The 26249-nt window shown below is 69.8% G+C and carries 24 protein-coding genes and 1 tRNA gene; 12 read left to right on the top strand and 13 right to left on the bottom strand.

The genetic code is table 11. The features are described 5' to 3' along the window. The first annotated feature begins 85 nt into the window (after positions 1-85). Complete coding sequence (locus ACOZ35_RS11015; RefSeq protein WP_424013634.1) at positions 86-391, top strand: HalOD1 output domain-containing protein; 306 nt, start codon at positions 86-88, stop codon at positions 389-391. An 86-nt stretch (positions 392-477) separates the two neighbouring features. On the opposite strand, the gene ACOZ35_RS11010 is transcribed toward ACOZ35_RS11015, so the two are convergent. The 8 genes from ACOZ35_RS11010 to ACOZ35_RS10975 form a co-directional block, all read right to left on the bottom strand. Continuing rightward, entirely contained in the window at positions 478-1164 is a 687-nt protein-coding gene (locus ACOZ35_RS11010) for a peptidase (protein ID WP_424013633.1), read from the bottom strand. Between the two features lie 69 nt (positions 1165-1233). Further along, positions 1234-1884, bottom strand: coding sequence for a chromosome partitioning protein ParA (locus tag ACOZ35_RS11005; protein ID WP_424013632.1), 651 nt, complete (start codon positions 1882-1884; stop codon positions 1234-1236). Then, complete coding sequence (locus ACOZ35_RS11000) at positions 1881-2672, bottom strand: hypothetical protein (protein WP_424013631.1); 792 nt, start codon at positions 2670-2672, stop codon at positions 1881-1883. Before ACOZ35_RS11000 ends, ACOZ35_RS11005 begins: the two co-directional genes overlap by 4 nt. Before the next feature lie 60 nt (positions 2673-2732). Continuing rightward, positions 2733-3539: a hypothetical protein gene (locus ACOZ35_RS10995; RefSeq protein WP_424013630.1), complete on the bottom strand. Its 807-nt coding sequence runs from the start codon at positions 3537-3539 to the stop codon at positions 2733-2735. Further along, positions 3536-3874, bottom strand: a complete 339-nt coding sequence (locus ACOZ35_RS10990) for a hypothetical protein (protein ID WP_007995905.1) — start codon at positions 3872-3874, stop codon at positions 3536-3538. The genes ACOZ35_RS10995 and ACOZ35_RS10990 overlap by 4 nt, the downstream gene beginning before the upstream one ends. A gap of 129 nt (positions 3875-4003) precedes the next feature. After that, the gene (locus ACOZ35_RS10985) at positions 4004-4303 is read right to left on the bottom strand and encodes a hypothetical protein (RefSeq protein WP_424013629.1); all 300 of its coding nucleotides are present in this window, start codon (positions 4301-4303) and stop codon (positions 4004-4006) included. Further along, positions 4304-7990, bottom strand: coding sequence for an LAGLIDADG family homing endonuclease (locus tag ACOZ35_RS10980; protein WP_424013628.1), 3687 nt, complete (start codon positions 7988-7990; stop codon positions 4304-4306). It lies immediately after the preceding gene. 125 nt (positions 7991-8115) lie between these two features. Continuing rightward, entirely contained in the window at positions 8116-8478 is a 363-nt protein-coding gene (locus ACOZ35_RS10975; RefSeq protein WP_424013627.1) for a TRAM domain-containing protein, read from the bottom strand. A gap of 203 nt (positions 8479-8681) precedes the next feature. Between ACOZ35_RS10975 and ACOZ35_RS10970 the strand changes: the two genes are divergently transcribed. Then, entirely contained in the window at positions 8682-11024 is a 2343-nt protein-coding gene (locus ACOZ35_RS10970; protein WP_424013626.1) for a DEAD/DEAH box helicase, read from the top strand. A gap of 426 nt (positions 11025-11450) precedes the next feature. Then, positions 11451-12236, top strand: a complete 786-nt coding sequence (locus ACOZ35_RS10965) for a topoisomerase DNA-binding C4 zinc finger domain-containing protein (protein WP_424013625.1) — start codon at positions 11451-11453, stop codon at positions 12234-12236. Between the two features lie 6 nt (positions 12237-12242). Here the strand turns inward: ACOZ35_RS10965 and ACOZ35_RS10960 are convergent, their stop codons facing one another. From ACOZ35_RS10960 to ACOZ35_RS10950, 3 genes are all read right to left on the bottom strand, one after another. Then, entirely contained in the window at positions 12243-13229 is a 987-nt protein-coding gene (locus ACOZ35_RS10960; protein WP_424013624.1) for a tyrosine--tRNA ligase, read from the bottom strand. Positions 13230-13313: 84 nt separating this feature from the next. Then, positions 13314-15371, bottom strand: a complete 2058-nt coding sequence (locus ACOZ35_RS10955; RefSeq protein WP_424013623.1) for a DUF460 domain-containing protein — start codon at positions 15369-15371, stop codon at positions 13314-13316. A gap of 136 nt (positions 15372-15507) precedes the next feature. Next, the gene (locus ACOZ35_RS10950; RefSeq protein WP_424013622.1) at positions 15508-16692 is read right to left on the bottom strand and encodes a CBS domain-containing protein; all 1185 of its coding nucleotides are present in this window, start codon (positions 16690-16692) and stop codon (positions 15508-15510) included. A 140-nt stretch (positions 16693-16832) separates the two neighbouring features. Between ACOZ35_RS10950 and ACOZ35_RS10945 the strand changes: the two genes are divergently transcribed. Further along, positions 16833-17213 carry a cupin domain-containing protein gene (locus ACOZ35_RS10945; protein ID WP_424013621.1) on the top strand — a complete coding sequence of 127 codons (381 nt, stop codon included), beginning with the start codon at positions 16833-16835 and terminating at the stop codon, positions 17211-17213. A gap of 30 nt (positions 17214-17243) precedes the next feature. Here the strand turns inward: ACOZ35_RS10945 and ACOZ35_RS10940 are convergent, their stop codons facing one another. Both ACOZ35_RS10940 and ACOZ35_RS10935 read right to left on the bottom strand, forming a co-directional pair. Next, the gene (locus tag ACOZ35_RS10940; protein ID WP_424013620.1) at positions 17244-18047 is read right to left on the bottom strand and encodes a succinylglutamate desuccinylase; all 804 of its coding nucleotides are present in this window, start codon (positions 18045-18047) and stop codon (positions 17244-17246) included. Positions 18048-18156: 109 nt separating this feature from the next. Beyond that, positions 18157-18720 carry a DUF309 domain-containing protein gene (locus ACOZ35_RS10935; RefSeq protein WP_424013619.1) on the bottom strand — a complete coding sequence of 188 codons (564 nt, stop codon included), beginning with the start codon at positions 18718-18720 and terminating at the stop codon, positions 18157-18159. An 86-nt stretch (positions 18721-18806) separates the two neighbouring features. Here ACOZ35_RS10935 and ACOZ35_RS10930 point away from each other — a divergent pair, with 86 nt between their 5' ends. The 8 genes from ACOZ35_RS10930 (at position 18807) to ACOZ35_RS10895 (ending at position 26218) form a co-directional block, all read left to right on the top strand. Further along, positions 18807-19688 carry an EamA family transporter gene (locus ACOZ35_RS10930; RefSeq protein WP_424013618.1) on the top strand — a complete coding sequence of 294 codons (882 nt, stop codon included), beginning with the start codon at positions 18807-18809 and terminating at the stop codon, positions 19686-19688. 106 nt (positions 19689-19794) lie between these two features. Further along, positions 19795-20934, top strand: a complete 1140-nt coding sequence (locus tag ACOZ35_RS10925) for an ATP-binding protein (protein WP_424013617.1) — start codon at positions 19795-19797, stop codon at positions 20932-20934. Positions 20935-20964: 30 nt separating this feature from the next. Beyond that, positions 20965-21048: transfer RNA gene (locus ACOZ35_RS10920), tRNA-Leu, on the top strand. 516 nt (positions 21049-21564) lie between these two features. Then, positions 21565-22890, top strand: coding sequence for a PQQ-binding-like beta-propeller repeat protein (locus tag ACOZ35_RS10915; protein ID WP_424013616.1), 1326 nt, complete (start codon positions 21565-21567; stop codon positions 22888-22890). A 109-nt stretch (positions 22891-22999) separates the two neighbouring features. Further along, a complete protein-coding gene (locus ACOZ35_RS10910; protein ID WP_424013615.1) occupies positions 23000-24655 on the top strand; it encodes a CTP synthase in 1656 nt (551 codons plus the stop codon). Then, positions 24656-25573, top strand: coding sequence for a glutamine-hydrolyzing GMP synthase (gene guaA / locus ACOZ35_RS10905; RefSeq protein WP_424013614.1), 918 nt, complete (start codon positions 24656-24658; stop codon positions 25571-25573). A 28-nt stretch (positions 25574-25601) separates the two neighbouring features. Continuing rightward, complete coding sequence (locus ACOZ35_RS10900; RefSeq protein WP_424013613.1) at positions 25602-25946, top strand: DUF7126 family protein; 345 nt, start codon at positions 25602-25604, stop codon at positions 25944-25946. Next, on the top strand, positions 25943-26218 hold the full coding sequence (locus ACOZ35_RS10895) for a glutaredoxin family protein (RefSeq protein WP_424013612.1): 276 nt from the start codon (positions 25943-25945) through the stop codon (positions 26216-26218). The genes ACOZ35_RS10900 and ACOZ35_RS10895 overlap by 4 nt, the downstream gene beginning before the upstream one ends. Positions 26219-26249 lie beyond the last annotated feature (31 nt).

Below are 26249 nucleotides of genomic sequence, written 5' to 3'. Positions count from 1 at the left end.
GGTTCCGGGACCGGGACGCCGCGAGCCAATCATTTCTGATAAATTGAACGACTCATTTATACGAGGTTTCGACGAAGGATCCGGTATGAGCAGCGTCCCGACCGAAGCGACCGACTCCCGCTCGACAGCCGAGACGGCCCGCGTCCGTCACGGCGACGGCGGTCCCAGTCCCAGTCTCGCCGTCGTCGAGGCGATTGCCGACCTCGCGGGCGTCGATTCCGCCGACCTCGACGAGGCGGGCGTGGTGCTGTACGAACACGTCGACCCCGACGCGCTCAACGCGCTCGTCGCCGGCCGGTCCAACCCCGACGTCGACGTTTCGCTCACCGTCGCGGGTTACGACGTCCGCGTCGGTCCGGAGTCCGCCGTCGCTCGGCGCTCGCGGGACTGACCAGTCGCCGGCTCGACTCTGTCCTTCCGCCCGCTACTCCTCGTCTGCTGCCTTCGTCCGCCACTCCTCGTCTGCTGCCCTCTTCGCTACCCTTCGTCTGCCGCCTGCTCGCGCAGCCGCGCGATCCGATCGCCGAGCGGCGGCTGGACCTCGAACCACGTCGACCAGTCGCCCGTTTGCGGTTCGACGCCGCGGCGCTCTGCGACGCGTTCGAACGCGTCGGCGACGCGGTCGGCCCCGACCGCGTCGGCCGCACGGGCGTCCGCCGCGTACTGGACCCGGCGGCCGGCCCAGAAGGAGGTGATCCCCACGGCGATGACGGCGGCGAAGCCGGACTCGAACGGGACGAGCGTCGTGACGACCGCCGCCAGCGTCGCCAGCACGGCGCCGACGGCGACGGCGCGGAACTCGGCGTAGTACGTCGCGACCCGCCCGGCCTCCGCCGCGAGCAGCCCGACCGCGACGTCCTCGTCGAGGTCGGTCAACACGTCCGCCGTGAGGAACAGCACCCGCCGGCCGGGCGGTCCCCGGACCGAAACCTCGGCGGGACCGGCGGCCGCAGATTCCTCGCTGTCGCCGTCCCCGTCGACTGACTCGACCGCGATCCGGTCGACGCCGAGTCCGCCGGGGTCCGCCAGCGCCGCGATCTGCGCGCGCTCCGCGTCCGTCGGCTCCCGGAGGTCCCGGAAGCGGTCGGCCGCGTACAGCGGTCCCACCGAGACCGCGAGCGCGGCGAGGACACCGATGCCGACGACGAGCGCGACCCTGATCATCGCTCTCGGCGACGGGACGACCGGAGTAAAAAGGCGCGGTGTCGCGACGGAGTTCCCGCTTTCCCACCCTCACTTCGGAACGCGCCGCGCGAGCGCCCTAACCGCCGCCGCGGCCTCGCTGTCGGGGGCGGCCTCGACGACCGGCCGCTCCGCCTCCACGGACCGGCCGACGCGGGGGTCGGCCGGGACCACCTCGACCGGGGCGCCGAGGGCGTCGCCGATCGGCTCGACGGGCGGCCGCTCTGTCACGCGGTTGACCGCGCAGCCGACCAGTCCGGCGTCGAGCTCGCGGGCGAGCTCCCGGGTACGGATCGCGTCCGCCAGCGCGAACGCCCGCGGCGAGACGACGAGGAGGCAGGCGTCCGCGACCGCCAGCGGCACGCCGGCGTCGGCGCGGCGCCCCGCGGGGCAGTCGAGGACGACGGTCCCGAACTCGCGCTCGACCGCGGCGACCGCCCCCTCCAGCCGCGTCAGGTCGGCCGCCCGCGCGCCGGCCAGCGTCCGCCCGCACGGGACGATGTCGACCGGTCCCGCCCGAACCGTCTCTATCGGGTCCGCCGCGCCGGCGAGCACGTCGTGGAGGTCGGGGCCGCGGCCGTCCGGCAGGTCGGCCATCCCAAGGTCGGCGTCGACGACGACCCCGTCGAGTTCGGCGGCGACGTTGTACGCGAGCGTCGTCTTCCCGACGCCGCCCTTCCCGCCCGCGACCGCGAGGATCACGCCAGCGCCTCCAGCGCCTCGGTCGGGACCTCGCTCTCCTCGGCGCGCTCGGCCAGCGCCGCGGCGCGGTCGCGGACCGCCTTCAGGCGCTCGGCGTCGGCCGCGATGCGCTCGTCGAGCCCCGCCACCGCGTCGAGGCCGCCGGCCTCCTCGACGACCGCCGTCGCCGTCGCGAGGTCGGCGCCGGTCAGCCGCTCCGCCCGCTCGATCCGCGCCTCGACGGCCGCGAACCACGCGTCGATCTCGTCGGGGTCCGCCGCGTTCGGTGGCGACTCCGGTCCCTCCGGCCGGTTCGAGTCTCCGTCAGGGTCGGTCGCTTCCTCGTTTTCGGGATTCCCTTCGGCGTCGCGGTCGCCCGTCTCCGTGTCGCCCCCCTCGTCGTCGATGACATCGTCCGCTTCCGCTCCGGCAACCGCGCGCCGCGGGGGACGATACGATTCGAGGTCTCGCACCGCCGCCCGTGCGAGGTCGGACTCGCTCTCGGCCGCCGTACGACCGTCGTCTGTCTCCTCCCTCACGGGCTCGACGTCCGCGATTTCGACCGGTGGGTCGACGGGGTCGGCAAGCGCAGCGAACCCGAACGCCGCGCGCTCGCCCGGGTCGATCACCGCTGTCACGCCCTCGGCGTCCCAGCCGGACTCGGGGACGCCGCCGCGTCGCGGCGGGAGAACGGGGTCGTCCAGCCGGCTCTCGATCCGGACGCGCCGCGGGACCGCTCCGTCGTTGCGCACCCGGACGCCGACGAGCGACGCGTCCCCCTCGCGGTCGACGGACCAGTCGAGTTCCATGCGCCGGGTGCCGCGGAATCGTATTTAAGCATCGGGACGGACTCGCCGCCGCTGCCGGATTCAGCGCACGTCGGACGCGCCTCGGAGGCGAACGTCCCTCGCTCGGAGCAGCGACCGCGCGCTCCGTTCGGACGCCGCGACCGCTCGGGCCGCGTCCCCGCACAGTTCGACGACGCCGTCGAGCGCCGCGATCCTGACCGCCGCGAGCGACGCCGCGATCGGGTCCCCGTCGTACGCGCCCGGTCCCGCACCGGCAGCGCTCGGATCGCCGCCCGGGACGACCGCGAGCGCGCGTCGGAACGCCGGATACACCGCCTCGGCGAGTTCGCGGCGAGCGGTCCGCCGCCGATTTCGGAGCCGGTCGCGGAGCCGCAGTCGTCGCCGTCGCTCGTCGCGGTTCCGGGCCGCCTCGGCTCGCGCACGTTCGAGCGCCTGTTCGGCGGCGATCGCCTCCGTCTGCGCGGCCGACAGCTCCGCGGCCGCCGCCTCCAGGTCGTCGAGCGTCTCGTCCGCCTCGGCGTCGACCGCGCGGCGCGCCCGGGCGTCGCCGCGCAGCGCAGCGACCCGCTCTTTCAAGCGCTCGGTCTCCCCGGTCGTCTCGGCGACCCGCCGGCGCGCCGCCGTCAGGTCGACGGGTTCAATCTCGATCGCCGCGAGTTCCGCCTCGATCTCGTCGATCTCCGCCGCGACCGACGCGGTCCGTCCCCGCGAGCGCGCGGCCGCCGCGAGCTGTCGTCGGAGCCCCGCCTCGGTGGGGAGCCGTCCGAGCACCGCGCTCGGTTCCGGCGGATCCTCGACGGCGGTTGTCCCGTTTTCCTCGACCTCCCCGCGCTCCGATTCTGACGGGGTCGATCTCCCCCCGGTCACAGCTCTCGGCCGCGCATGGCGTCCGGGTCCGGATGCTCCGTCCCCGCCGCGAAGGCGGCGTACGGCGTCGACTTCGCGGACCGGTCCGCGTAGGCCGCGGCGGCCTCCCGGACCGGCTCGTCGACGGCGACGAACTCGTTGAACGGCTCGGTGCGCTCTATCTGGACGTCGCCGCCGTGCGACTCCCGCAGCCGCAAGGCGAGGAAGGCGGCGTACACCGTCTCGTCGAACAGCGCGGCGCGGCCGAACCGCCGGGCGACGACCGACTCGTGGCGACGACACAGGTTTCGGAGGCCGGTTCGGGCGGCCGCCGAATACGTCACGACCAGCAGCACGCCCGCCGGTGGTCGATCTCGGAATTTAGCCGTTCCGGACCGGAACGTTTCAGTCGGCGTCAGCGACGGCGGGGCGGTTCGCCTCTCGCGACCCCGCGATCGCCGATCAGAACTGCTCGACCTCGGACGTTAGAACCGCTCAACGTCGAATTCGGGTCCTTCGACCTCGTCCGAGTCGCTCTCGCCGTCGACCCCGCTCGCCGCGAGGACGCGCTCGCGTGCGGCCGGTTCCGACGGCGCGACGACGACGGTGCCGTCGACGGGGTCGTCGCCGACCGCGCGGAACACGTCGCCGTCGCCGTCGAACTCGGTCGCGTACGTTCGGAGCACGGCCGCGACGCGCCGCTCCGTGGCCGCGAGGTCGGCGTCGCCGTTCTCGAACTCGCGGAGCGCGTCCTCGACGTTCCGTATCGCGGAGATGCGGTCCATCTACGTCGTCCGGAGGTGGCCCTGCTTGGGCTCGTACACCTCGCCTTTCGTCCGGAGCTTCTCGATCTCCTGTTCCGCCTTCCCCGGGTCCATCCCGATCTCGCCCGCGCGGTCGAGCACCTCGTCGACCGGCGCGCCCTCCTCGTACTCCTCTTCGATTTCGGCGATGAGTCCCTTGATGTTCTTGATGCGGTCGCGCTGGCTCTTCGAGGTGCCCGTCTCGACCACGTCGGCGTCGAACTGCCCCGTCTCCGGGTCGACGCCGATGTCCTTGAGACAGGACTCGACGATATCGGTCGCGCGGTCGGCGTCCTCGCGCTCGACGGTGTCCGAGAGGCGGACCCGCGCGCTCGCCTCCGAGAGTCGCACCATCGCCTCCAGCTTCCGGGCGGTGACCGGCACCGGCGCGTCCTCGTCGGCGCCCTTCGAGCGGAGGTCGACGTAGAACTCCTCGATGAGCTCTTTCGCCTCCTCTGTCATTGTCGGGAAGCAGGAGCGCTTCGCGTGGGCGATGTACTTGCGCAGCAGCTCCGAGTCGATCTCCGGCGCGACCTCCTCGGTCACCTCCGCGACCTGCTCGGACGTGAACTCCGAGCTCGCCAGCTCTTCTCGCTGGGTGTTGAGCTCGCCGGCGTAGTTCGTCTTGATGATGTGTTTCGCCAGCCGAGAGTCGTGTTCCGGGTCCGGGCTGTCCGTCACCGTGAAGATGAGGTCGAATCGCGAGATGAGCGCCGGCTCCAAGTCAATCTGCTCGCCGATCGGCTCGTACTGGTCGAACCGGCCGTACTTCGGGTTCGCGGCGCCGAGCAGCGAACACCGCGCCTTGAGGGTGGCGTTGATCCCGGCCTTCGAGACGGAGATCTTCTGCTGTTCTAAGCCCTCGTGCATCGCGGAGCGGTCGCTCGAATCCATTTTATCCAGCTCGTCGACAGCGGCGATACCCTTGTCGGCCAAGACGAGCGCGCCGGCTTCGAGCGACCACTGTTGGCCGTCGCCGAAGTCGTCCCTCACGGCCGCGGCGGTGAGCCCCGCCGCTGACGACCCCTTCCCGGACGTGTACACCGACCGGGGTGCGATGTTTTCTACGTACGAAATCATCTGTGAGTTGTGCGAGACGACGCCGTTTCCAAGATACGTATGCGTGTCTGCGACCTCCAGATCGTAGACCCACTCGTAATCCGGCTCGACCGATTCGATCGACTCGATCCGGTCCCAGTGAACGTCGTTCGTACACAGACGATCGAGTTCGGAGATGTCTTGGCTGACGGATAATGCCTCGTCGAGACGATCCAAAATCACGTCCTTTGCATCCGCGGTCTGTCCACCGTCGGGAGCGACGTCGTTCCGCTCATAGTAGCTGATCGCGGTTTGAGAGACGTCCATACCCTCCGAGAGTACCTTCTGAGAGATGTTCAGTTCCTCTCGTAGCGTCTCGACTGCCTGCCAGTCACCGTCCAGCAGCTCTCCGCGCTTCTCCCGAAGCCAGTCTAAGCGGGTTTCGAACGTGTCGACAACCGCTCTCAGACTCGCTCTACTCGGATTCCTGTCGCCGCGTTCGTAGTGTTGATACGTCGGACGCGGCATTCCGATATCGAACTGTGACAACGCAAGCGCCTCGCGGATCTGCCGGAGATCGTCACTTAGTCCCGGAATCACATCCGTGTTTGTGTTCTCTGGAACGTCGTCGAACGCTTTCGAGGCCGTCGCTTTGCGATCGGTAACGAATCCAATTTCGTCGACGTATTTGACGAAATCTCGTCCACTGATGCGCAGTCGGTGGCTGTCGTTGTGTCGTTTCCGAAGATGGCTCTGGATCCCGAACGCGAGGAGTAACGTCTGTACTCCGGTCAGCAGTTCTCTACTCATCGAGGAAACCGTGATTTCGCGTTCTTTGGGTGAGACTGTCCCCTCGCTGTCAACGTACGCCTGTAGGAATTCCTTCTTGTTCTCCGGACTCGCCCGTTTGAGACAATCGGGGACGAGTTGATTCTCAGAGTTTTTGAGAATTGCCGGTTCGAGTTCTCTGAGGAACCGGACGAACTCCAACGAGGAACAGCGGACGATTTCGGCAGTCTCATGATCCCATTTCTCTAGACGGGACCACCGAACGCCCAACTCGCGGAAGCAGTTCTCCACGTCCGTCAGTATCTCTTCGTCGACGTTCGTAACCTCGGTAGCGGCACTCGATCCCGAGAGATAGGTGTGGCCCTCTGCGATGATATAACCGAGGAGTCGAGCCAGAGTGGGATCGACTCGGGTGGGCGGCGTGAACGAATTCGCGTTGTAGGCTTCGACCTGCTGGAACGAAACATCAAGCGAATCATCCCAATCCGCGTCGATGTTTCCGGGGACCGCAATGAGGTCTCCTTCCGCCAATTGATCTGCCCGTCGGGGAGACAATCCTCTGTTCAACTGTTTGAACAACGGGTGCGACGGTGTTACTTCTACTTCGCGCCCCGATGCCATCGAAATTCTGTACATCCTATCCGGCGCTTCTCGTTTCCAGACTTTTGTCGCGGTCCCAGTCTCGACGGCCCCCGATTCGGTTACTGTTTGAACGCCGATATCTACCGGTTCGTATACCCCGTCGTCGACCTCTATCGGGTCTTCGAGGCTTGACTCTACTATATCCCCGATTGCCCGTTCCGTTCCGTCAGCAAGTGTCACTCCGGTATCATATTTTTGACACTTACCCGTTCCGGGGTCACCGATCAGGAGCATGTGGAGGTCGCCGCGGATCCGTGAGCCGTCGGGGAGGTGTTTGGTGACGCCGGAGAACAGCTGGAGGATCATCGCGAGCTTCTCCTCCTCGTAGCCGTAGATGGCCGGCGCGATGGAGCCGACCATCGCCTCGTAGATATCGTCGCGCTCGGAGAGCTCGATGATGTCGCGTTTGTCCGCCTCGGTGATGTCCATGTCCTCGAACTCCTCGTCCTCGATGGCGATGGAGACGCCGTCCATGTACAGATCGAAGATGGCGGACTTCTCGTTGCCCTGCTCGACCTGCTCGATGTGGAGGACGCCGACGCAGGTGACGTGGTCGCCGGGGCTCACCTCGCCGGTGATGTCGTCGACGATGTCGACGTCGATCGACTGGGGGGTCTCGCCGCCACGGAGCCCCTCGGGCGACTCCTGGATGCGGAGCTTCTGGGAGTCGACGAACTCGGACTGGTCGAAGTTGACGCGGAAGGGGCCCTGTCGCTCACAGCCCTGACACTCGTGGGGCTCCTGAAAGCCGCCGTCGCTCTGGGGGATGTACGTCATCGTGCCGCAGCGCTGGCACTCGAATGCGGCCTCGGTCACCTTCGGGCGGACGTCGGTGGCCTTGCGGACGATCCCCTGGATGGAGACGAGCTTGCCGATGTGGTCGTCGTGGACGCGGATGCCGCGGATGTCGACGCTCTCGGGGAGGTCCTCGATGCGGACGTGCGCGCGGCCAAGGCTGACGTCGGCGGGGAGGTCGTAGAGCCGCAGCGCCTCCTCGGCGTACTCGCGCATCTGCTCCGGCTTGTTCAGGAAGTCCTCGGCGAGGTCGCGGTCGAACTGAAAGAGGTCGTCGTAGGAGACGTACAGCGAGCGCTGCTCGTTGGGGTACCGCTGCGCGAGCTGCCCGATCTCCTCTCTGTAGTAGTTGCGATAGAACTGAATGAACCGCTCCGTGAGGTCCTGGGTGCCGGCCTGAGCCATTGCGACACCACTTCGTCGGCATCACGTATGAACCTCCGGTTCGGAGCGGACGTGGTCGCGCGGCGGGGGTGTGAAGCCCCGTCACGCTCTCGCCACGCCCCCGCCACGCCCCCTTCACACCCCGACTACGCGCGGCCGACGAACGTCGCGTCGGCGGAGGTGCGCCCCTCGTTGAAGGAGAGCACCTTCGCGCGGATCACGTCGCCCGGTTCGAGCCCGCCGGGGATGTCCTCGGTGAAGAGGACGAACCCCTCGACCTTGCCGACGGCGACCTCCTCGCCGGAGTGGTGGTCGGTGAGCTCGGTGACGCCGAACTCGTAGGTCTCGCCGATTTCGACGGGCGCGTCGCGCTCCTGGGCGGCCTCGTGGGCGCGTTTCGATTCGCGTGCCTCGGCGGACGGACCGCGGAGGCGGCGGACGAGCACGAACAGCGCGAGCAGCGCGACCGCGACCGCGATGCCGACGACGACCGGCGACGATGGGATCATACCCGTGCGGTCGGCCGCGGTCACCTAAACGATGTGGGTCCGCGGCGACGCTGCGGCGCTCGGCGGCCTCGCGATCTCGCCGCTCGTGCGGCCCGATTCCCGCCGCGGCCGTATGAGAAACGCCTTTGCCCTCGAAGCCCCCCTCTCGATCCGATGCGACACAGCCGCGGTTCCCGACGGCTCGCGCACGGGTGTGGTGTGCCGTGAAGGTCGCGGACGCGGTGCCGGAGTTCGCCGACGCCTTCGGGTTCGACGAGTTCAACCGGATGCAGCGGGAGGCGCTCCCGGGCATCTTGGAGACCGACCACAACGTGGTCGCCTCGGCGCCGACGGCCTCCGGGAAGACGGCGCTCGCCGAGCTCGCAATCTGTAAGACGCTCGCCGCAGGCGGGACCGCGCTCTTCGTCGCGCCGCTGCGCGCGCTCACGAACGAGAAGGAGAGCGAGTGGGAGCGCTTCGAGGAGCTGGGCTACTCCGTCTACGTCGTCTCCGGCGAGCGCGATCTGAACCCGCGCCGCGCCGAGCGCGCGGACGTGCTCGTGACAACCCCCGAGAAGGCGGACAGCGCGACGCGGAAACACGACTCTGCGCGCTACTCCTTTATTACCGACGTGGACTGCGTCGTCATCGACGAGGTCCACCTGCTCGACTCCGAGAAGCGCGGCGCGGTGCTGGAGGTGACCGTCTCGCGGCTCCGCCGGCTTCAGGATCCCCGCGTCGTCGCGCTATCGGCGACGATGCCGAACATCGACGACGTCGCGGAGTGGCTGGACGCGCCCGCGGAGACGACGTACGCCTTCGGCGACGAGTACCGCCCCGTCGACCTCGAGACCGGCGTGAAGACGTACTCGCACGGGTCGAACGCGTTCGCCGACAAGTACCGGCGGCTCTACCGCGCGCTCGACCTGGCCGAGCCGCACGTCCGCGAGGACGGGCAGGCGCTCGTGTTCGTCTCCTCGCGGCAGGACACGGTCCAGGCCGCCAAGAAGGCGCGCGACGAGATCACCGAGCGCGACATCCCCATCGACTCGCGGGACGACTACGACTTCCACAACGAGGCGAAGGAGCTCACCAACGACACGCTCCGCCAGTCGGTGACCGACGGCGTCGGCTTCCACCACGCCGGGCTCGGGAAGGACGACCGCGACCGCGTCGAGGAGTGGTTCAAGCAGGGGAAGATCAAGTTCCTCTTCTCGACGTCGACGCTCGCGTGGGGGGTGAACCTCCCGGCGCGCTGCGTCGTCATCCGCGACACGAAGTACCACGACCCGCTGGAGGGGGAGACGGACATCTCGCCGCTGGACGTGCTCCAGATGCTCGGGCGCGCCGGCCGGCCGGAGTACGACGACGTGGGGTACGGCTGGGTGGTCTGCGACCGCGCGGACGCCGACAAGTACCGCAAGCTGTTGCGCGACGGCAAGGAGATCGAGTCGCGGCTCGCGGCCGACCTCGAGTCCCACCTCAACGCAGAGATCGCGATGGGGACGATCCGCGGGCTGGAGGACGTGATGGCGTGGTTAGAGACCACCTTCTACTACGTCCGCGCGAAGTCGGAGCCTGACGAGTACGACTTCCCGACGCTCCGCGACCGCGTGCGCGACACCCTCGAATCGCTCGTCGACGACGGGTTCGTCGCGGCCGACGACGACCTCGCGATCGAGCCCACGGGGCTCGGTCGGCTCGCCTCGAAGTACTACCTCCGGCTCGACACCGCGCGCCGGTTCCGGCGCCTCGCGGACCGCGAGACGCTGACGGTCGATTCCGTGTTAGAGACCGTCGCCTCGGCCGGCGAGTTCGACTCCGTCTCGGCGCGCTCGGCCGAGTCGGACGCGATCGACCGTATCCTCCACGGCCGCGACACGGACTTGGAGGACGGCCACCGCAAGGTGTTCGCCATCCTGCTCGCGGGGATGGCCGACTCGATCCCCTCCGACCTTCGGTCGGACGCGTGGGTGATCCGGCAGAACGCGCTCCGCCTGCTCGCCGCGCTCGCGGAGTTCCTCGACCGCTTCGCCGGCCCGCGGGCCGCCAACCTCGCCCGCCGCGTGGAGGCGCGCGTCGAGCACGGCGTCTCCCGCGAGGCGGTCGCGCTCACCGCCATCGAGGGGGTCGGCTCCGGCCGCGCCGAGCGCCTCGCGGACGCCGGCCTCACCTCCCCCGCCGACGTCGTCGACGCCGGCGCGAGCGAACTCGAGAACGCCGGCATGAGCGCCTCGGTCGCGGAGCGCATCGTCGAGGCCGCGCGCGACTGCCCCCGGATCGACGTCGACTGGGGCGACTTCCCCGAGGCCATCGCCGTCGGCGAAAACGAGATGTGCGAGGTCGCCGTGACCGCCGTCTCCGGGAGCGCCCGCGCGGGGATCCGCGTCACCGTCAACGACGTGGAGATGACCGCGACGACGACGTACCTCGACGGCGAGGCGACGGTCCCGGTCGGCGTGTTCGGCACCCCCGACGCCGACGAGCTGGAGTTCACAGTCGAGGTCGTCTTCCCGGACCTCCCGCTGCTGCCGGTCACGGCCACGCGAACGGTTCGCGTGGAGTAGCGACACCTGCGGAGCCGTGGCGCGTGCCGACGAGCGCCCGACAGGGCGCGAGTCGCACGCGCGAGGGAGTCGGGCGGCCGGAGCGAAGCGGAGGACGGCCGACGAGGCTGGGGAGGCGTGAGGTGCTGTGCGGTGCGGGGCGGGACTCAAAGGGGCAGTCGCGAGGACGAAGCTCGGCGACGGAAGTACCGAACGAGGGAGCGCAAGCGACCGAGTGAGGCGCGCAACGAGCCGCGCGAGTCCTCGCGACTGGGGCTTTGGCGGTGTTCGTCATCGATCCAGTATCGATCACTTACAAGCGAGCGGCTGAGCCGTTCGAGCGATCCGCCAGCTCGTCCCATCATCAGTATTCACCGCCACCCGCCGCGTATCCCTCTTAAAACCAAGCAACGACCGCTTTTCACCCATACCGCGGCCACCGGTCCTATGCCGCAACGACTCCGCGTGCTCGCCGGCGACTGCGTAGTGACCGACCGCGGCGACCGCACCCGAACCCATCGGGGGCGCGTCGTCGTCCTGATCAAGCCCGACGACACGACGCTCGTCCACGACGCCGACGGCTACCAGCCCGTCGCGTGGCTCACTCGGCCGGAGAGCGTCGTCGTCGAGGGCGACGGCGACGGGTTCACGGTCACCGCCCGCGACGGCTCCCGACAGCTCCGGGTGGTCGCCGAGGAGGCGACCGCATGTCGGGCGCTCCCCGTCACCGAGGCGGGCGTTCCGGTCGGCACGTGCCCCGAGGACGGCGGGCCGCTCGTGCGCTCGCGCGGCGACGTGGTCTGTCTCGACTGCGAGGCGCGCTGGGGGCTGCCGGCGGGCGCGAGCGTCACGGACGCGACCTGCGACGACTGCGGGCTCCCGAAGATCCGCGTCGAGCGCGGCGAGCCGTTCCACCTCTGTCTCGACCCCGCGTGCGACCCGATGGAGGACGCCGTCAGCGACCGGTTCGACAGGGCGTGGAGCTGTCCGGACTGCGAGGGCGACCTCCGCGTCCGCTCGGCGCCCGGCCGCGTCTACCTCGGCTGCGAGCACTACCCGGACTGCGAGACCACCTTCTCGTTCCCGGCGGGCGTCGTCGTCGACGAGTGCGACTGCGGGCTCCCCGTCTTCGAGACCGCGGCCGGACTGGGCTGTCTGGACGGGACCTGCCCGCTCGACGGGCGAACGACAGAGGGCGAAAAGACCGAATCTCCGGATCCGAACGCCGGCTAACGTCGACTACTCGGCGAGCTGCTGGCGCCCCGGGGCGATGAGGCGGTCGAGGTACTCCGCGAGCGCGCCCTTCGCGTCCGCGGGGTGGAGCTCGCCGGACTCCAGGTCGGCCTCCAGGTCGTCGTAGGCGTCGTACTCTAAGTTCCCGCCGTACTCCTCGGGCCGCTCGACGGTGACCGCGTCGAACCGCGGGAACACGTGGTACTCGAACACCTGGAGGACGGGGTTGTCGCGCTCGGCGCCCTCGTCGGTCGGCTCGGGGTCGGCCGTCGGCGGGCAGTAGGCGTCGTTCACCTTCGACTCGATGTCCTCGCGGGAGTCCTCCATCGAGATGGTGACGCCCTCGCTGGAGGACATCTTTCCGCGGCCGGTGCCGAGGTCGGCGATCAGCGGCGTGTGGAGGCTCGTCGGCGGCTCGCGGTCGATGCTCGGCAGCACGTCGCGCGCGAGCATGTGGACCTTGCGCTGTTCCATCCCGCCGACCGCGAGGTCGACGCCGAGGTACGGGATGTCGAGCGCCTGCATCAGCGGGTAGACGGCCTGCGACACCTTCACGGAGTCGCCGGAGGTGATCTCGGCCATCGCGCGCTCGGCGCGGGCGAGAGTGGTCTCTAACTCAAGGGCGTGGAGGTCGAGGGTGTAGTCGTCGTCCAGCTGGAAGTCCGAGCCGAGGACGAACTGCGTGTTCGACTCGTCGAGCCCGTAGGCGATGAACTGGTCGCGCATCCGCTCCGCGGTGTGGCGGATCTCCTCGAACGACCCCTTGTCGTTGAGGTAGGCGTGCACGTCGGCCAGCAGTACGGTCACCTCGAAGCCCGCCTCCTGGAGGTCGATCAGCTTGTTCGCGGTGAGCATGTGACCGATGTGGAGGACTCCCGAGGGCTCGTAGCCGACGTACGCCCGCTTGCCTTCGGGGTCGTCGGCCAGCGCCTCGATCTCCTCTTCGGTGACCACCTCGGCCGCGTTCCGGGTGATCAGCTCGTGAGCGTCCATACGTCCGACTGTGCGTTACCGGACATATGACTTCTGGATGCGTGGTGAGCGCTCACGCGCTCCGCTGTGGCCGCGCTCGTCGATCTACTCCTCCGTCTCGGGCAGCGTCCGCCCCGCCCGATGTTCGGAGATGATCCGGTCGATCCGCTCGGCCTTCTCGTCGCGCCGGCGCTCCTCGGCCTCCTCCTCCCAGTCGTCGAGGGCGGCGGCGAGGTCCTCCTCGCTCGCGACCGCCAGCTCGTCCACCTCGCGGACCGGCACCGCGTCCGCGGGCACCACCGGAACCCCGCGCTCGAACAGCACCGCGTCCGCGACGTCCGAGAGGTTTCCCTCGCCGCGGATCACCGCCCGCGGCTCCGTCTCCGCGAGGCGCTCGGCGGTCCGGCGCCCGGCCCCCGACGCGTCCCGGAGGAACACCACGTCGCCGGCGACGAGCCCGTACGCCTCGTCGGCGGCGTCGAGCGCGTCGAGCGTGAACTGCTCGACGACCTTCACGCTCACGAGCCCCTGGCCCTCCGCGACGTCGCCGAAGTTCGAGTGGTCGAGCCGCCACAGTTCCTTCAGCGTTTCCACCTTCCGTTCGAGGTCCTCGACGCGCTCTTGGGCCTCGTCGCGCTCGCGCTCCAGCCGGTCCGTCTCGCGCTCCAGCCGCGAGACCGCACGGCGGGTGCGCGCCTCGATGCGCTCCTCGCGTTTCGCCTCCTCTAACTCGCCTTCCAGCTCCGCGATCCGCTCGTCGCGCTCGTCGAGGTCGTCCTCCAGCGACTCGGCGTGTGACTCCAGCCGGTCGACGCGCTCGCGGAGCCGCCGGATCGTCTCCTCCTCCTCGGTGCGCTCGGGCTCCGTGGGATCCCCCTCGTCGCCGTCACCGTCGCCGCTCCCGCCATCCCCGCTCCCGTCGTCCTCGCTCAGGTCCGCAATGACGGCCTCGACAGACGACCCGCCCGCGACGACGCCGGCGATCACCGCCTCGCGGTCGAGCCGCGGCGGGGTCTTCGCCGCGATCCGCTCGAACTGGTCCTCGTGGTCGTCGTAGGCGTACAGCGCAGCCGCGAGCGCGTCGCGCTCGTGGTCGTTGTCGTAGCTCGCTTCTCGGGTTCGGTGGAGCTTCTCGTCCACCGGGAGGTCCGTCGTGGGCTGCCAGCCCGCGGCGTCGAACGAGCGTCGGAACTTCTCGACGGTCTCCGGCATCGGCTCGACGTCGGCGGCGACGATGATCGGGCGGCCCTGCTCGACGATCCACTCGGTCACCTCGGCGGTGTCGCCGGTCCGCGAGGAGTAGAGCGCGTGGACGGTACCGTCGAGGCCGACGACCGCGGCCGCGGTGGTGGTGCCGGGGTCGATCCCGACGATGACGCGGTCGCGACGCTTCACGAGGGGCTCGTACTCGATGCCGTCGCGGCGCTCGCGCTCGACCTCGACGCGCACGTCGCCGGCCCGCGAGTTCGAGACGGGGATGTCCTCCGGGCGCGCTTCGACCGTGAACGTCGCGTTCGCGTAGCCGCCGTACTTCTCGGTCACGTCGCGCTCGAAGTCGAGGTTCGCCTCCTTCAGCTTCGACTGGACCTGTCGCGTCCGCTTCCGGACGTTGCCGTGGATCCGTCGGGTGTAGCGGTCCTGGCTCCACCCGCCCTTTCCGGTCGAGCGCCCGCGAGACACCTTCACCCGCGTCTCGTCGGTGAACGCGGTCACCTCGTGGCCGACGTTGGCCGCGGCGAGCCGCGCGGCCGCCTCGGCCTCCTTCATCGGCTCCTTCCCGTAGGGGATTCCGTGGCGCGAGGCGACCCGCGACAGCGGCTCCGGGCGCTCTGCGCCCGTCACCTGAACGAGCCGGGTGCCGTCCGGCAGCGACCGGAGGAAGTTGACGAGCTCCCCTTTGTCCGCCGCCAGCTCGTAGGCGTTGTCCGTGGCGACGTAGAGGGGCTCGCGGTCGTCGATCAGGCGGCAGAGCTTCCGGAAGGAGACCACGTCGCGGGTGACCCGGGCCATCGGGCCGTCGGCGTCCGGCGCGTCCGGGTCGTCCTCGTCGACCGGATCGAGGATGACGAGCGCGTAGGAGGGGCTGTCGCCGCGGACGTCCCCGCTGTGGACGTCGACGCCGAACACCGGCCGGTCGCGGGCGCGGATGGTCCGGGTTGTCACGGGCCGAGGTAGGTCGTTGCCGCGTATATACCCCACGCCGGGGGAGGCGACCGCTCGACGTCGAGTCGGCGATCGGTCGGAGAATAGGTACCGAATCGGCGATCGGTCAGCGGATCGGCGCTGAGTCGGCGAGCCCTCAGAGAATTCTCGGCTCGTCGCCCGCCCCCTGCTGCCGGCCGCTGATGATCCCCGGCGTGCCGCCGGTCTGGATGATGTTGAACGCGGTCATCAGGTCCGACCGCGAGATGAGGCCGACGAGCTCGCCGTCGGCGTCAACCACGGGGAGGCGCCCGACGCCGTGTTCCTGCATGGTCTGGAGCGCGGTCAGGGCGTCGGCGTTCGGGTCGGCCGCGACGAGGTCGGTCGCCATCACGTCGTCGACCTGGTAGGCGTCGCGCTCCACCTCGCGGACCGAGCGGGCGTCCTCTAAGGTGACCATCCCGACGAGCTCGTCGCCGTCGAGGACGGGGTAGCCGGTGTGGCGCTCCTCGAACATCCGGCTCATCAGGTCGGCGACGGAGGTGTCCTCCGACACCGTGTGGAGGTCCCCGCGGGGCGTCATGATGTCCGTGACGGTGACGCCCTCGAAGGCGGCCTTCAGGGTCGTCTGCTGCGCCTCGCCGGAGGCGGCGATGTAGATGAAGAAGGCTAACACGATGAGCAGCAGCTGGAAGGTGAACAGGCCGATGACCCCCATCAGGAACGCGAACACCTTCCCCACGGAGGCGGCCCGCTGGGTCGCCTGCGCGTGCGGCTGGTTCCGCGCGAGCAGCGCCCGGAGGACCCGCCCGCCGTCCATCGGGAACGCGGGGAGCATGTTGAACACCGCGAGGACGATGTTCAACAGCGCGAGGTAGCCGAACACGAAGAGGACGGCGTCGGAGCCGCCCGCCCCGACGAGGACGACCCCGTAGCAGGCGACCCCGACCGCGACGCTGACCACCGGGCCGGCGATCGCGATCCAGAATTCGTGTTTCCAGTCCTCGGGGAACTCGGTGAAGCTGGCGAGCCCGCCGAGCAGCCACAGCGTGATCGACTCGATCTCGTAGCCGTACCGCATCGCGACCAGCGAGTGACCGAACTCGTGGAGCAACACGCCGACGAACAGCCCCACCGCGGCCGCCAGCCCGAGCAGCCACGGGGTGTTCCCGGCCGCGACCGCGCCCGCGTCGATCCCGAGCCCGGCGACTTCGTTCATCACCTCGGCGATCTCTACCACCTGTCCGCCGATGAGGTACGCGAACAGCGGTAAGACGATCAGAAAGGTCCAGTTGAGCCTGATCGGAATGCCGAACGCCCTCCCGACCTTGATTCCACGCATGCCCTCGGGTTCGGCCGGTGACCGGTTAAGTCACCGGGTCCCGATAGCCCTCGGTTACGTCACCGGGTCCCGATAGCCCTCGGTTACGTCACCGGCCCGGCCGGTGATCGGTTAAGTAGGCGGCCCTCGTCACGGACGCCATGAGCGACCCAGCCCACACCGATCCGGTCGTGAAGCGCGGCGACGAAATCGCGGCCGAGCCCGTCGACGCAGCCGAGGGGCTCTCGAAGGGCGTCCTCCTCGACGAGTCCGACGGCGCCCCGAACTTCGCGATGCGCCGGTTCGAGCTCGCGCCGGGCGCCGAGGTCCCCCGCCACACCAACGCGGTCGAACACGAGCAGTACGTCCTCGCCGGCGAGTACGTCGTCGGCGTCGGCGACGAGGAGCACGTCGTCTCGCCCGGCGACGCGCTCCTCATTCCCGCGGGCGCCGAACACTGGTACCGAAACGAGGGCGACGAGCCCGGCGCGTTCATCTGCGTCGTGCCGAACGGCGACGACACGATCGAACTCGTCGAGTAGAAATTCAGTTGCCCGACCCCGGTGCGCCGACTACTCCAGCGTCCCGACGCGGTCGGCCACGTAGCCGAACTGGTCGCGGTAGCCGTTCGGGGACAGCAGCACGGGGTAGAACGGCTCGTCGGCGAGCAGCGGCTCGCCGTCGGCGGCCGCGAACCGCTCGCCCGACTCGACGCGCTCGAAGTTGCGCGCGAACACTTCGTAGGTGTCTGCCGTGGGCTTCGGGATCCGCTCGCGGAGCCGGAACACCGAGACGTCCTCGCGGCCGCCGGCGTCGAGCACGTCGTCGGCGCCGGGCGCGGAGATGGCGCCGGTCGCGGCGAGGAACGCTCGGGCGAGCCAGTAGGCGTTGTCGGCGGCGGCGTCGGAGCCCTGGAGCCCGGCCTCCACCTCGAGGGTGTGCGGGTGTTCGATGAGCCGGCCCTCGGTGAACGCGTCCGTCTGGATCACGGCGTCGACCGGGAGGTGCGGCGCGACCGCACGTGTCACCTCGTCCATCGAGTCGATGACGGCGAACGGCTCGGCGTACGACTGCGTCGAGTGGATCGCGAGGGTCGTACACCCCTCCAGCGCGTCGACGAGCTCGGCCGCGAGCCGCACCTCGTGGGCCGCCGCGTCGCGGTTGCCGGGGAACACCCGGTTGAGGTCGGCGTCGAGGTACCGCTCGCCGGCGTCGAGCGCCGGCTCGTTGGCGACGACCAGCCGCACCGGCCGCTCGGGTTCGAGGTCGGCGTCGAGCAGGCGCTCGACGGCGCGGGCGCCGCAGGGCTCGTCGCCGTGGATCGCGCCGACGACGGCGACCTCGGGCTCCCCGTCGCCCAGATCGTGAACTTCCATACGACACGCAGGTGCGCGGCGGATAAGTGGCGTTCGGATCCGGGACGCCGGGGAATCGCCCCCGCCGCCCGCGTCGTTCCGCTCGACGTCTCCCTGCCGACGGATCCCCTCAGTTCCCCTCGTTGACGCGCTCCGCGTACTCGTAGTCCGCGGGGTACGCCGGCGGGCGGGCGTCGTCGAGGGTGATTCGCCAGCCGTCGACCGCGCTCGGCTCGTCGAGCGCTGCCCGGAGGGTCTCCCTGATGTCGTCGACGTCGACCCCGTAGAAGTCGCCCGGGATGCCGTCGAGGTATTGGAGGGCCGTCTCGAACAGCGACCGCATCCCGTCGTCGTTCTCGAAGTCGACGTGCTTGTACGCGCCGGCCGCGACTTGGACCATCCCGTGGAGGAAGGCGCTCTCGGCGGTGCCGCTGCCGTAATTATACCACTCGCTCTCGAAGCAGTCGTGGCTCTCGTGGTAGGCGCCGTCGTTGAACAGCCGCACGCCGTGTTCGGTCGCGCGCCGCAGGGTCGCGTGCTCCCAGTACCCGCCGAGCGCGCGCGCGTCCGGCGGACTGCCCGACGACCCGTCCTCGTCGCCCGCTGCGGACGAGTCGGGTCGGTCGCCCGCGTGCCACCCGGTCGGGTTCCCGAGCGGCGGAGCGACGCCCGGGTCGCGGGTATGGTCGTCCATGTGCGGGGCGTTCACGCGGGAGCGACCTAACCGTTTCGCGGACGGATCGAACCCTTCTTTCCCCCGGTCGCGCTCGGAGCGAACGAATGGACGCCGGACTCCTCTTCGCGCTCGCCGCCGCCGTCGTCTGGGGGACGTACCTCTTCGTCCTCAAGCGCGCCTTCTCGGAGTATCCCCCGGCGGCGCTGACGGTGACGATAAACGCCGCGGCGCTCGGGTGGTTCCTCGCGGGGACCGGGCTCACGGTCGGCTTCGGCGACGCCGCGGCCGGGCTGTCCGGGCTCGTCGTCCCGCGGCGGTTCGCGGTCGTCGCGGTCACGAGCCTCGCGACGGCCGCGGCGTTCGTCCTCTTCTTGCGCGCCATCGAGAACGGCGCGGTGTCGTACGTCGCGCCGATCAACAAGGTGGTCCCGATGTTCGTCCTCCCGCTGGAGGTCGGGCTGCTCGGGCAGGTGCTGGCGCCGATCCAGGTCGCCGGCGTCGTCGTCACCACGCTCGCGGTGTACGTCGCGAACTACGAGCCGGGCAGCTTCTTCGCGCCGTTCGTCCGGGCCGCCCGATCGCGACCCGCGCAGCTGGCGCTTGCGAGCGCGGCCTGCTATGCGGTCGGCGACGTAGGCAAGCGGGTCGCGCTCCAAGAGCTCGCGATTCCCGGCACGCTGTGGGTGCCGCTGCTGCTCGCTGGCGTCGCCGTCGTGCTGCTCCCCGCGGCGGTCCGGAATCCCATCGAGGTGAGCCGAGACGACCTCCCGAAGTTCCTCGCGGTCGGCGCGCTCGTCGCGCTGGGCGAGCACCTGACGACGGTCGCGTTCGCGGCGCTGCCCGCGAGCGTCGCCTCCCCGGTGATCAACACGCAGGCGATCGTCGCGGTCGTCCTCGGGGGCGTGCTGCTCGGCGAGCGCCACTTCCGGCTCCGGCTCGTCGCGGCCGTCCTCGCGGTCGTTGGCGTCGCGATGATCGCGGGCTGAGACGGCGCGCGGGCCGGGCGGGGCGCGAGACGAGACCGTGCCCGCCTCGACCGTCACGCCTGCCGCTACCCGGGAGACACTTGCCCGTTCGGCCCGTACCGATCGTATGAACTCCTCGCCGGAGCCGCACCCGATCGACCACGCCGAGTCGATCGTGAACGCGCTCGGCGACGGCGCGTACGTCCTCGACGCCGACCGGACCCGCGTGTTCGTCAACGACCGCCTCCGCGGGGTGACCGGGTTCGACGAGGCCGTCCTCCACGGCGACCACCCCGAACGACTCGTCGAGGAGGGGTACTGGAGCGAGGAGACGGGCGACCGCTACCGAGCGGCGGCCGACCGCGTCCTCGCCGGCGAGGTCGACGACGAGCGCGTCCAGCTCACGACGACGCTCGCGGACGGCCGCGAGATCACCACCGAGACGCGGCTGACCCCGATCGAGCGCGACGGCGCGGTCGTCGGCGCGGTCGGCGTCATCCGCGACGTCACGGACCGGGTCGAACGCGAACGCGAGCTGGAGCGGCTCAACGAGCGGCTCGAACGCCTCGCCGGCTTCCTCTCGCACGACCTCCGGAACCCCCTGTCGGTCGCCCGCGGGTACGTCGACCTCGCGCGAGAGACCGGCGAGACGGAGCAGCTGGATGCCGCTGAGAGCGCGTTTAGCCGGATCGAGTCGATGATCGACGAGGCGCTGGTGATGGCCCGCGACCCCGACGAGATCGAGACCGCGGCCGAGGCGGTCGACCTCGCGGACCTCGCGGCGGACTGCCTGGAGTCGGGCGACTTCGGCGACCTGCCGGCCGATCCCGACCTCGTCGTCGAGGACCCCGGACCGGTGGCCGGCGACCCAACCCTGCTCCGGCGCGCCGTCGGCAACCTCATCGCCAACGCCTTCGACCACGGCGGCGACGACCCTACCGTCCGGATCGGCGTTAACGAGCGGGGGGTGTACGTGGCCGACGACGGCCCGGGACTTCCGGACGACGCGGCGACGGCCTCCGACACCAAATCGGTCTCTGACGACGCGACGGCCTCTGACGCGACGACCTCCGACGCTGCAACCTCCGACGCCGCGGACCCGACGACCGACCTGATCGAGTTCGGCGTCACCCGCGGCGGCGGCACCGGGATCGGACTCGCCATCGTCGAGCGCGTCGCGGCCGCGCACGGCTGGACGCTCGAAATCGACGAGTCCGCCGAGGGCGGGTTCCGCGCGACGCTGGTCGGCGCGGAACCGACGCCATAAAGTCGGGGCCGAGCCAATCCCAGTCCGCGTGCGAGGGTAGCCAAGCCCGGAAACGGCGGCGGATTCAAGCTCCGCTCCTGTAGAGGTCCGTGGGTTCAAATCCCTCCCCTCGCATCGCCGGGGTCCGCCCCCCGTGATGCGGAAGACGCTCTCGGAGCGTTCTTCCCTCGCAAAACTTCACTCAGACCGCTTTTAGCCGTCAGTCTCGCCAAGCCCGGAAACGGCGGCGGATTCACGCTCCGCTCCTGTAGAGGTCTCGTGAGCGAGCGACGCGAGCGAACGAGAGCACGCGAGTCGCAGCCGGCGAGCGAAGCGAGCCGGACCGTCTCGCGGTGGTCCGTGGGTTCAAATCCCTCCCCTCGCATGAGCGCGTCCACAACGCGCGAATGCATCAGGGGGGAGGATTTGAATCAGGGAGCGCCTCTGGCGCGACCGTGGTTCAAATCCCTCCCCTCGCATCGCCGGGGTCCGCCCCCGTGATGCGGAAGGGCGCTCTCGGAGCGTTCTTCCCTCGCAAAACTTCACTCAGACCGCTCCTTCGACCAGCCGCGGCCGTGTCGCGTTCGTCGACTCCGCTCCGGCTCGGTCCGAGCGACGTAGATTTTTATCCTCACCCGCGAACCGGTTCCCATGAGAGAACGGACGCGTCGCGACCTGCTCCGCGTCGCCGGCGGCGTCGGCGTCGCGGGACTCGCTGGTTGTAGCTCGCTTGGCGGCGACTCGCCGGCCGACGGTGACTCGCCCGCTGCCGGCGCCGGACCGGCGTTTGACGGCGTCGAACTGCCGCTGGATCTCGCTGCCCGACCGCAGTCGTCCGACGGGCTCGCGTCGCAGTTCCGACAGGGGCTCCGGAACCACGGCCACATCGACGCGACGATACCCGAGACCGTCGAGGTGCGGTGGTCGGTGCCGGCGAACCGGGGCGAGCACTCCGCCTCGAAGGGCAGTCCGATACAGACGCCGTCGGGCGACATCCTCGTCGCCGACGACACGGGCCGGATCCAGTCGATCGCGGTCGACGGGACGACGAACTGGGCGACGAACCTCTCCGACGCCAAGTGGGGGAGCCACGGCACCCCCGCGATCGCCGAGGGGTCGGCGTACGTCGGCACCTACGACGGCGTCGTCTCCGCGGTCTCGGTCGCGAGCGGCGAGATCGAGTGGCAGACCGATATCGGCGACGCGGCCGCCGCCAGCCCGACGTACCACGACGGAACGCTGTACGTCGCCGTCGAGTTCACGCCGCCGAGCGGCGCCGTCGTCGCGCTGGACGCCGAGAGCGGCGACGAGGTGTTCCGTGACGGCCGGCCGACCGACCACCCGCACTCGACTATCGCGGTCGACCTCGACCGCGACCGCTTCCTGTTCGGCGCCAACGACGGCCGCGTCTACGCGTGGTCCTTCGCCGACCGCGAGCGCGCGTGGACCTTCGACACCGGCGGCGACGTCAAGGCGCCGATCGCGGTCAGCCGCGGTATCGCGGTCGTCCCGTCGTGGGCCGGCACCGTCACCGCCGTCGACGTCACCGACGGCTCCGGGCTCTGGGCGTTCGAGACGGACGAGTCCGTGTCGCCGTCGGACGAGCCCGACCCGATCCGCACGGGCGGTGTCATGTGCGCGCCCGCGGTCCACGACGGGACGGTGTACGTCGGGAGCCACGACACGAACGTCTACGCGATCGACCTCGCGACCGGCGAAGAGCTGTGGTCGACCCCGACGGACGGGTGGATCACGGGGAACGTGACCGTGACGAACGGACACGTCCTCGTCGGCTCGTACGACGAGCACCTCTACGCGCTCGATCGCGAGGACGGCTCGGTGACCTGGGCGATCGAGGGCAACGGCGAGGTGACCAGCGCGCCGTTCGTCACCGACGACGGGATCTACTACACCGAGCGCGCCCCGGAGGACACCGACGAGCCCGGTATGTGCTACCGGCTCGCCGCGCCGGAGTGAGCCGGCCGCCCCACGGGCGGTCGGGCGGGCGCCTCGGCGAATAATCACGAACGTCCACCCGAAACGGAGGGTCCGAAACGGTTTTGCCGCCCCCTGACGGACGGTCGATATGCCAGCAGATCCCGACACGGGGTACGACCCCTCGCTGGGTCGGAAGTTCGTGTTCGTCACGGGCGGTGTGATGTCCGGGCTGGGGAAGGGCATCACGGCCGCCAGCACCGGGCGCCTTCTCGCCAACGCGGGCTTCGACGTCACCGCCGTCAAGGTGGACCCGTACCTCAACGTCGACGCCGGGACGATGAACCCGTACGAGCACGGCGAGGTGTACGTCCTCAAGGACGGGGGCGAGGTCGACCTCGACTTAGGCAACTACGAGCGCTTCCTCGGCACCGACATGACGTTCGACCACAACGTCACCACGGGGAAGACGTACGAGCACGTCATCGAGCGCGAGCGCGCCGGCGACTACCTCGGCAAGACCGTCCAGATCATCCCGCACGTCACCGACGACATCAAGCGGCGCATCCGCGAGGCCGCCGAGGGCTCGGACGTCTGTCTCGTCGAGATCGGCGGGACGGTCGGCGACATCGAGTCGATGCCGTTCCTCGAGGCGCTCCGCCAGTTCGCCCACGAGGAGGACGAGGAGGACATCCTCTTCACCCACGTCACCTTGGTCCCCTACTCGAAGAACGGCGAACAGAAGACGAAGCCGACCCAGCACTCCGTGAAGGAGCTGCGCTCGATCGGACTCCAGCCCGACATCCTCGTCGGGCGCTCCGAGGACCGGCTCGACCCGGAGACGAAAGAGAAGATCGCCTTATTCTGTGACGTGCCCACGGACGCCGTCTTCTCGAACCCCGACGTCGAGGACATCTACCACGTCCCGCTGATGGTCGAAGACGAGGGGTTAGACGAGTACGTAATGGAGCGGCTCGGCCTCGTCGACGAGGCGCTCCCGAAGGAGGAGCGGTCGACCGAGTGGCGCGACCTGGTCACCCGCGACCGCGAGGAGGAGATCGACGTGGCCTTGGTCGGCAAGTACGCGCTCGAGGACGCGTACATGTCGATCCACGAGGCGCTGAAACACGCCGGGATCCAGACCGGCACCGAGGTGAACGTGCTGTGGGTCGACGCCGACGAGACGCGCGAGGAGCACGAACAGCGCCTCGCCGAGGCCGACGCCGTCGTCGTCCCCGGCGGCTTCGGCTCCCGCGGCACGGACGGGAAGATCGAGGCGATCCGCTACGCCCGCGAGAACGACGTGCCGTTCCTCGGGCTCTGTTTAGGCTTCCAGATGGCGGTCGTCGAGCACGCGCGCAACGTCCTCGGGCTCGACGGCGCGCACTCCGCGGAGATCGACCCGGACACGCCCCATCCCGTCATCGATCTCCTCCCCGATCAGTACGAGACGGAGGACATGGGCGGGACGATGCGGCTCGGCGCCCACGAGACCGACATCGAGCCCGGCACGCTCGCGGCCGCGGTGTACGGCGCCGACTCCTGTACCGAGCGCCACCGCCACCGCTACGAGGTGAACCCCGAGTACATCGACGCGCTGGAGGCGGACGGCCTCGTCTTCTCCGGGCGCGCGGACAACCGGATGGAGATCCTCGAACGCCCGGACCACCCGTTCTTCTTCGGGACGCAGGCGCACCCCGAGTTCCGGTCGCGGCCGGACCGCGCGAGCCCGCCGTTCGTCTCCCTCGTCGAGGCGGCGCTGGGATCGACGGACACAACCGAGCGGAACGCGGACGTGAGGCTATAGATGGTCGAGACGGAGGAATTCATCGCGGAGGCGAAAGCGGAGATCCGGGAGGCGATCGGCGACGCGAACGCCGTCATCGCACTCTCGGGCGGGGTCGACTCCTCGGTCGCGGCGACGCTCGCGTACGAGGCGGTCGGCGACCAGCTCACCCCCGTCTACGTCGACACGGGGCTGATGCGGAAGGGGGAGACCGACGAGATCCGCGACACGTTCGACTTCATGGAGTCGCTGCGGGTGATCGAGGCGCAGGACCGGTTCTTCGACCGGCTCGCGGGCGTCACCGACCCCGAGGAGAAGCGCCACGTCATCGGCGAGGGGTTCATCGACGAGTTCGAGACGGTCGCCCGCGACGTCGGCGCCGACTACCTCGTCCAGGGGACGATCTACCCCGACCGCATCGAGTCGGAGGGGAACATTAAGTCGCACCACAACGTCGGCGGGCTCCCCGAGGTCGTCGACTTCGAGGGGATCGTCGAGCCGGTCCGCGACCTCTACAAGGACGAGGTGCGCGAGGTAGCCCGCGCGCTCGGCTTAGAGGAGATCATCTCCGAGCGCATGCCGTTCCCCGGCCCCGGGCTCGCCGTCCGGATCGTCGGCGAGGTCACTCCCGAGAAGGCCGACGTCGCCCGCGAGGCGACTCACGTCGTCGAGGAGGAACTGGAGGAGTACGACCCGTGGCAGGCGTTCGCCGCGGTCCTCGGCAAGGCGACGGGCGTCAAGGGCGACAACCGCGTCCACGGCTGGGTGGTCGCGGTGCGCTCCGTCGAGAGCCGCGACGGGATGACCGCCCGCGCGCAGGAGCTCGACTGGAGCACGCTCCAGCGGATCCAGAGCCGGATCACCGGCGAGAACGAGAACGTGGCGCGCGTGGTGTACGACGTGACCCACAAGCCCCCCGCGACGATCGAGTACGAGTGATGACGCGGAACACCACGGAGACCGACGGATGACGGTCTCGAACGCGATCGTCGCCGGGCCCGACGAGCACGGTCTCGGCGAGGAGCTCGCGGCGCTGGGCGTCGAGATCGTCCGCATCGACGGGCTCGTCACGGCGACGAAGCTGGAGGACGCCGAGATCGCTGACGCCGACCTGTTCGTCCTCACCGACGTCGAGGAGGCCACCGGGATCCCGGTCGCGAAGGAGCTGAACCCCGACGTCCGGATCGTGACGTACGCGAGCCGGTCGCTCCCGCAGTTCGTCGCGACCGTCGCCGACCTCGCGGTCGACCCCGACCTGCTCGGTCCCGAGACGGTCGCCGAGGAGCTGCTGGCTGACGACGGCGAGCCGTGAGCGCGGAAGACACGGAGGCGACCGTCCCGGTCACCCTCTACACCCGCGAGGACTGCTCGCTGTGCGTCGTCGCCCGCGAGACGATCGAGTCCGTCGCGGCCGACCTCGACGGCGTGACGGTCGATCTCGACGAGGTCGACGTCGACACCGACCCCGAACTGGCCGAGGAGTACGGCGAGCGCGTCCCGTACGTGCTCGTCGACGGCCACCCGGCGTTCAAGTACGAGGTCGACGAGCGCGAGCTGCGGCTGAAGCTCTTGGCGGCGACCTGACCGAAAAACACCGACCGTCTTCAATCGAAAA

The organism is Halorubrum xinjiangense (genome assembly GCF_049604745.1).
Classification (GTDB): Archaea; Halobacteriota; Halobacteria; order Halobacteriales; family Haloferacaceae; genus Halorubrum; species Halorubrum xinjiangense_A.
Note: the sequence above shows the minus strand (reverse complement) of the source record. Positions and strands in the feature narration are given on the sequence as shown.

Bases quoted from the DNA above. Each gene is read 5' to 3' on its own strand.
- ACOZ35_RS10945 (WP_424013621.1), top strand. From the start codon at position 16,833: ATGAGCGACCCAGCCCACACCGATCCGGTCGTGAAGCGCGGCGACGAA.
- ACOZ35_RS10900 (WP_424013613.1), top strand. From the start codon at position 25,602: ATGACGGTCTCGAACGCGATCGTCGCCGGGCCCGACGAGCACGGTCTC.
- guaA (WP_424013614.1), top strand. From the start codon at position 24,656: ATGGTCGAGACGGAGGAATTCATCGCGGAGGCGAAAGCGGAGATCCGG.
- ACOZ35_RS10950 (WP_424013622.1), bottom strand. From the start codon at position 16,692: ATGCGTGGAATCAAGGTCGGGAGGGCGTTCGGCATTCCGATCAGGCTC.
- ACOZ35_RS10975 (WP_424013627.1), bottom strand. From the start codon at position 8,478: ATGATCCCATCGTCGCCGGTCGTCGTCGGCATCGCGGTCGCGGTCGCG.
- ACOZ35_RS11015 (WP_424013634.1), top strand. From the start codon at position 86: ATGAGCAGCGTCCCGACCGAAGCGACCGACTCCCGCTCGACAGCCGAG.
- ACOZ35_RS10925 (WP_424013617.1), top strand. From the start codon at position 19,795: ATGAACTCCTCGCCGGAGCCGCACCCGATCGACCACGCCGAGTCGATC.
- ACOZ35_RS10965 (WP_424013625.1), top strand. From the start codon at position 11,451: ATGCCGCAACGACTCCGCGTGCTCGCCGGCGACTGCGTAGTGACCGAC.
- ACOZ35_RS11010 (WP_424013633.1), bottom strand. From the start codon at position 1,164: ATGATCAGGGTCGCGCTCGTCGTCGGCATCGGTGTCCTCGCCGCGCTC.
- ACOZ35_RS10910 (WP_424013615.1), top strand. From the start codon at position 23,000: ATGCCAGCAGATCCCGACACGGGGTACGACCCCTCGCTGGGTCGGAAG.
- ACOZ35_RS10930 (WP_424013618.1), top strand. From the start codon at position 18,807: ATGGACGCCGGACTCCTCTTCGCGCTCGCCGCCGCCGTCGTCTGGGGG.
- ACOZ35_RS10935 (WP_424013619.1), bottom strand. From the start codon at position 18,720: ATGGACGACCATACCCGCGACCCGGGCGTCGCTCCGCCGCTCGGGAAC.
- ACOZ35_RS10960 (WP_424013624.1), bottom strand. From the start codon at position 13,229: ATGGACGCTCACGAGCTGATCACCCGGAACGCGGCCGAGGTGGTCACC.
- ACOZ35_RS10915 (WP_424013616.1), top strand. From the start codon at position 21,565: ATGAGAGAACGGACGCGTCGCGACCTGCTCCGCGTCGCCGGCGGCGTC.
- ACOZ35_RS10985 (WP_424013629.1), bottom strand. From the start codon at position 4,303: ATGGACCGCATCTCCGCGATACGGAACGTCGAGGACGCGCTCCGCGAG.
- ACOZ35_RS10940 (WP_424013620.1), bottom strand. From the start codon at position 18,047: ATGGAAGTTCACGATCTGGGCGACGGGGAGCCCGAGGTCGCCGTCGTC.
- ACOZ35_RS10980 (WP_424013628.1), bottom strand. From the start codon at position 7,990: ATGGCTCAGGCCGGCACCCAGGACCTCACGGAGCGGTTCATTCAGTTC.
- ACOZ35_RS11000 (WP_424013631.1), bottom strand. From the start codon at position 2,672: ATGGAACTCGACTGGTCCGTCGACCGCGAGGGGGACGCGTCGCTCGTC.